General features: G+C 75.3%; 3 protein-coding genes. 2 read left to right on the top strand and 1 reads right to left on the bottom strand.

Annotation, left to right across the window (positions count from 1 at the left end; genetic code table 11):
• Positions 1–41: 41 nt before the first annotated feature.
• A complete protein-coding gene (locus tag PV341_RS43085) occupies positions 42–1,808 on the bottom strand; it encodes a hypothetical protein (protein WP_500360738.1) in 1,767 nt (588 codons plus the stop codon).
• 184 nt (positions 1,809–1,992) lie between these two features.
• On the opposite strand from PV341_RS43085, the gene PV341_RS43090 reads away from it, so the two are divergent.
• Positions 1,993–3,729: an RNA ligase family protein gene (locus PV341_RS43090; RefSeq protein ID WP_500360740.1), complete on the top strand. Its 1,737-nt coding sequence runs from the start codon at positions 1,993–1,995 to the stop codon at positions 3,727–3,729.
• A gap of 1 nt (position 3,730) precedes the next feature.
• Positions 3,731–6,243: poly(A) polymerase (locus PV341_RS43095; protein ID WP_500360742.1), on the top strand; the 2,513-nt coding region annotated here is incomplete at its 3' end.

Here is a 6,243-nt window from a genome sequence, read left to right on the forward strand (position 1 = left end):
CAGCTATCGTGTTTGTCTGGTTATTTGTCTTTGTTTTTTTTTTAAAACAGAAGCGGGATAAGAGAGGTAGGGGGGGCTCGGGGGGCTGGGGGAGGTTTTAAGAGACAGTTGCCGGTCAGGGGCGGGCAGTCGTAGGTGGACTCGACGGTGGCCGCCAGGGCCTTGTCGACGTTGGCGAGCTGGAACCAGGAGCGCTGCAGGACCGCGTAGGAGGCCGGGTCGTCGGTGATGCAGCGGAGGTTCTCCTTGTAGGACGGCAGCTTGTTGACGTCCGGCAGGTACTTGGTGCGCTGCAGGAACGTCGGGACGGGGTAGCGGCACGGCGTCGGGTGGCCCACGTAGTACGCCACGTCGCCGAAGGCGAGGTAGAGGACCGGCGCGCCGTCCGGGATCTGCCGGTTGACCTCGGCGGCCTCCACCGCGGTCTGGTCGGACCGCGCGGCGAAGGCACCGTTGCCGTAGACGACGTGGCCGGCGTTCATCAGCTGCGGCGAGCCGGGCCAGATCGCGGCGGCCAGGCAGAAGACCCCGACGACCGCCGAGAGCGCGACGGCGGCGGCGGCGAACCGGCCGGGGCGGGCCGGGCGTACGGCGGTCCTGCGGGCGAGCAGCAGGTCGGCCGTGGCGGCGAGCAGTGCGACGAGGGCGGCCGCCCAGCCGGCGGCGACGCCCTGCACGGCGTGCGGGGACTGCTCGGCGAACGGCACGAAGGCCGCGTAGACCGCCGTGACCGCGGTGAAGAACAGCGGCGGCCTGCCGTGCGCGCGGTACCAGGCGGCGACCGCGAGGCCCCACAGCGCGGCCGCGCCCACCGGGAGGGAGGCGGCGTGGTAGCCGAACCAGTTGCCCTGCACCGCGACCGCGGCCACGCACACGAGGATGATCAGGGCGGCCAGCGCGGCCAGTTCCGCGCGGCGGCGGCGGTCCTCCTGACGGGACAGCAACAGCAGCAGCGCCGCAGGCAGCAGCGCGACGACGGGGCTGAGGTAGGCCCGGTCCACCAGGAAGGACGCGGACTTGTCGAGCAGGAAGGAGGGGTCGAGCCCCTTGCGGGTGAGGGCGCCCTGGTTGATCTTCGGCATGTCCTTGGCCCACTGCAGCTCCCGGGAGCCGGCCAGGACGCTGATCCCGAAGAGCACCAGTGAGGAGACGCCCGTGACGAGGCCGAGCCGCACCGCGCGCATCCGGTCGACGGCGAAGAGCAGCAGCAGTGCCATCAGGGCGGTGGCCGCGGTGGAGTACTTCATCATGACCGCCAGGCCCAGCGGCAGTGCCGCCACGGCGGCCGCCGGCCACGGCCGTTCGATGCCGAGGGCGGCGGCGATCGCCAGGACCGACAGCAAGGTCGCGGTCCACTCGGGCTGCAGGAAGTCGATCTTGGGGGCGAAGGCCAGTGCCAGCGCCACCACTGCGGCGGTGAGCGTCGCGTCGCGCAGCGGGAGCCGCCGGGCCAGCGCCGTGCGCAGGGCCAGACCGGTCGCCGCGCAGAGCAGGACGGCCGCGATGCGGATGATCATCTCGCGGGTCGCGGTCGATCCGAAGGTGAGCGAGTCCAGACCGGCCACGAACCAGCGGTAGAAGAGCGGCCGGTGCACGAAGGTGTCCGATACCGAGAATCCCCCGCCCTTCGCGCTGCGCAGGCAGGCCAGCACGTACCGGAGGTCCCCGTTCATGCCCGAGGTGATCGCCGAGTAGCCGAGCAGGACGACGGCCGTGATAGCCCCGCCCCACAGCGCCGGCCGGAGGGTGCGGCGACGTGTCGGCAGGGGGAGCAGCCTATTGAGCGTGAGGAAGCCGGAATCGTTCACGGGCAGAACTTAGCACCCAGTTAATTGGCTTATATGTATCGGGAATGGGGATGCCACGCATTAACCGTTCGTTTTCCCGGAATTCATTCCTCCCCGGTGGTGCGCCTCGATTAATCGGTGGCCCACGGGCTCCCGCGCTCCTACAGTGAGCGCGCACCACATCGTCACGGGGGAATCCGGCACCATGCGCACGCACTATCCACGCACACCTCACCTGCCCTGGTCGCCCGGGGCCACGCCGGACGACATACGCGCCGGGGACGCCGGAGCGCTCCGGGGCCGCGAGGTCGTCGTCACCGAGAAACTCGACGGCGAGAACACCACGCTCTACCGGGACGGGATGCACGCCCGGTCGCTCGACTCGGCCCACCACCCCTCCCGGGCGTGGGTCAAGGCGCTCCAGGGGCGGATCGGCCCCTCCCTCCCGCCCGGCCTGCGGGTGTGCGGGGAGAACCTGCACGCCCGCCACTCCCTCGCCTACCAGGACCTGGACAGCTGGTTCTACGGCTTCTCCGTCTGGGACGGCGACCGGTGCCTGGACTGGGACCGCACGGCCGGATTCCTGCGGCGCCTCGGGATCCCGGTGCCCCCCGTGCTGTGGCGCGGCACGTACGACGAACGCGCGCTGCGCGCCCTGCGCCTGGACACCTCGCGCCAGGAGGGCTACGTCGTCCGCACCGTCGACGGCTTCCGGTACGAGGAGTTCGGCCGCCACGTCGCCAAGTGGGTACGCGCAGCCCATGTGACCACCGGCACCCACTGGATGCACGCCCCCGTCGTGGAGAACGGTCTGGGCCCGGCCGCCCCGCTGTGGGCGGTGCGCTCCGGCGCGGCCCCGGACGCCGGCGCGCTCGCCGCCGCCGTGGGCGTCGCCGTCACCGGCCCCTGCGCCGCCGACCGTGCCGCCGACGTCTCCGCCCGGCTGGACGTCCTCGGCCGCACCGGGGACGCCCGGCTGGCCGGGGTCCTCGCCGCCCTGCTGCACGACACCCCCCGCGCCCGCCTGGCGGCCCGCCTCGCCGGGCCGCTCACCATGCCCCAGGCCCGGCGCGTGGCCGACCTGGCCGGACTGCACGCGGCCCTGCACCGCCCGTACCCCGACGAGGCGCGCGCGGCCGGCCTGGCCCGCATGGCGCTCGCTGCCGACCTGGGCGTCCTGCACGCCGTGGCGGCCGCCGCGGCGCCCGACGACGCCGCCCGCGAGCAGACCGAATGGTCGGCGCTGCACGCCGAGGAGGCCGGCCTGCTCGGACCCGACCCGTTCGGCCCGCTGCGCCACGGACTGCGCGGAGCCCTCGCCGGGCTCGACCCCGCCGCCGCCGACCGCTGCTGGGCGGAGGCCCGCGCCGCGTACGCCGCCGGGCGGATCGGCGGCGCGGAGGAGGCCGTGGCCGCCACCTGGCGGTGGCGTTCCGCGGAGCTCCCCCGTCTGATCCATCTGACCGGACCGGCGGGCAGCGGCAAGAGCACCTTCGCCGGCACGCTGCCCGGCGCGGCCGTCCGCATCGCCCTGGACGACCTGCGCCTCGCCCGCGGCTCCCGCGCCGACCAGCGCGCCAACGCCGACGTCCTGCGCGAGGGGCTGCGCCGGCTCGACACCGCCCTGGCCGGGCGTGCGACGGTGGTGTGGGACGCCACGTCCCTCAATCCGCACCAGCGCTCCCTGGTGCACGCGGTGGCCCGCCGCCGCGACGCCCTGATCACGCACGCGGTGACCCTGGTCGACGAGGACGAGCTGACCCGGCGCAACGCCGGCCGCGCCCACCCGGTGCCCCCCGCCGTGCTGACCGCGCAGGCCCGCCGGTTCGCCCCGCCGTACCCCGGCGAGGCCCACCGCACCTGGTACGTCGGCGCGGGCGGCACCGTCGAGGACACCGACGGCTCGCTCGGCGGCGGCGCCGCGGCCGGACAGGAGGCGTGACATGCGCACCAGCGAGGAGATCTACCACCGCGTCCGCTGGGACGCCCGGTTCGACCCGGCGCGCTTCGTGATCGGCGTCCACCAGCGCGGCGCCGCGCCCAAGCGCATCCCGCTGCCCGCGTTCGTGCCCGGTGGCGAGATCCCCTGGCACCGCGTGCTGTTCGTCGAGGCGGACGGAGAGCTCGTCTGGGACCGGGCCACCGGCACCGACCGCATGGACGCCACCGACGCCGGACGCGTCCGCGATCCGCGCCTGCTGCGCCCGCCGTTCTTCACCGCCCGCGTCCCGCACGCCTGGGACGAGGACGGGCAGCGCTGGCGGCCATCCGGGCGGGCGACACCCGGCCGGGCGGGCACGGCGGGCGGCGGCCGGCTGCGGGTCCTGACCTGGAACACCCTGTGGGACCGGTACGACAGCCACCGCATCGACACCGACCGCCGCCGCCCCCTGCTGCTGAGCGCCCTGGAGGAGGCGGACGCCGACGTCATCGCCCTGCAGGAGGTCGAGCCCGCGCTGCTCGACATGCTGCTGCGGGCCCCCTGGGTGCGCTCCCGCTACACCCTGGGCACCGACCCGGACGGACGTGACACCGACGACAGCGGGGTGCTGCTGCTCAGCCGGCTGCCCGTACGGGAGGCCGCCCGGCACACCCTCGGCCCGCACAAGGCCGTCGCCGCGATCACCGTCGAGACGGCCGCCGGTCCGCTCGTGGCCGCCGTCACCCACCTCAGCAGCGACCACTCCGAGGACGGTCCGGCCCGCAGACAGGCCGAACTCGCCCGGCTCGCCGAGGGACTCGCCGGCGTCGAGGGCGACCTGCTGCTGCTCGGCGACTTCAACGACGGAAGCGACGGGCCGGCCCTCGCCCTCGGCCTGCGCGACGCGTGGACCGAGGCGCACGGGCCGGACGACCACACCCCCACTTTCGACCCGGCCGTCAACCCGCTGGCGGCGGTCTCTTCGCTCAGCGGCCGTGCCTCCCGGCTCGACCGCGTCCTGCTGCGCGAAGGCGGACCCCGTGTCACCGGCGCCGCACTGCGCGGCGACGCCCCGACGGCGGAGGGCCTGTTCGTCTCCGACCACTACGGCGTGGAGGTCACCCTCGCCCTCGCGGCGGGCGCGGAGGACGAAGCCGAGGACGTCCTCGGCCTGCCGCCCACCGCGCGCACCGCCGTGGCCTGGCTGCCACCGGACGGGTCGTGGCCCGCGGTCCAGGCCGTCCGCCGTGACCACGATCCGCAGATCCACCGCTGGCCGCCGCACGTCAACCTGCTCTTCGGCTTCGTGCCGGAGGCCGCGTTCGAGCGCGCGGCGCCGCTCCTGTCCGAGGCCGCGGCCGGCGTCCTTCCCTTCACCGCCCGCCTCGACGGGGTGCACACCTTCGGGCACCGCGAGGACGCCACCGTCTGGCTCGACCCGGCGGCCGACGGCGGCACCTCCTGGGCGGTCCTGCAGCACGCCCTCGCCCGCCGTTTCCCCCGCTGCAGGGGCCGCGCCGAGGGCTTCACCCCGCATCTGTCGCTCGGCCGCACCCGGGACCCGCTGCGGGTGGCCGCCGAGTGCGCGGCCCGGCTGCGCGGGACGACGGCACAGGTCGGCGAACTCGTCCTGCTCTCCCGGCGCGGGGACGAACCGATGCGGGTCCGGGCCACGCTCGGACTCGGCACGGGGGAGCTGCGCTGGGTACCCGACACCGCCGGCACCGGCGCACCCGACGTCACCGGGGCACCCGACGACGTCCCGCACGCCGAGGAGACCGCGCGGCGCGTCGCCGACGCCCTGGGCGACGGCGTGGTCCACCTCGCCGGCTCCCGCCGCATGGGGTGCGCGCTGCCCGGCGCCGACCTCGACCTCGTCGCGGCGCTGCCGGGCACGGTGGACATGGCGGAGGTCCGGGTCAAGGTGGCCGCCGGGCTGCCGGAGGCCACCCGCCTCCGGCAGGTGACCGGCGCCCGGGTGCCGGGACTGCGCTTCCGCGTCGGCGCGCTGGACGTCGACCTCGTCGTCGTCGCCACCGGCGGCCTCGACCCCGCCGAGGCCGTGGCCCGCCGCACCGAACTGGGCGAGGCCGCCGCCGTCGCGCTGAGCGCCGTCAGCGACGCCGACGCGGTCCTCGAACTCGCCGATGACCATGACCGCTTCGCGGGTCTCGCCCGCGAGGTCAAGGCCTGGGCCCGGGCACGCGGCCTGGACTCCGCCCCCTTCGGCGGCCTGCCCGGTCTGGCCTGGGCGCTGCTCGCCGCCCGCACCGTCCACGACGCCCCCGGCCTGACCGGCGCCGGACTGCTCCGGCACTTCTTCGCCACCTGGGCCGCCTGGGACTGGCGTCAACCGGTGGGCGCCGCCGGGCAGTCGGGCCCGGCGATCTCCATCGCCACCCCCACCGAGCCCGTCCGCCCGTGCACCGCGCACGTCGGCCCGGACGGCCGCGACCTGCTCGCCCGGGAGCTCTACCGCGCCTGGGAGCTGCTGGAGTCCGCGGACGGCACGGGCACCGGCCCCCTGCCCGCTCT

Origin of the sequence: Streptomyces sp. PA03-1a (genome assembly GCF_033792805.1) — a bacterium.
Lineage (GTDB): Bacteria > Actinomycetota > Actinomycetes > Streptomycetales > Streptomycetaceae > Actinacidiphila.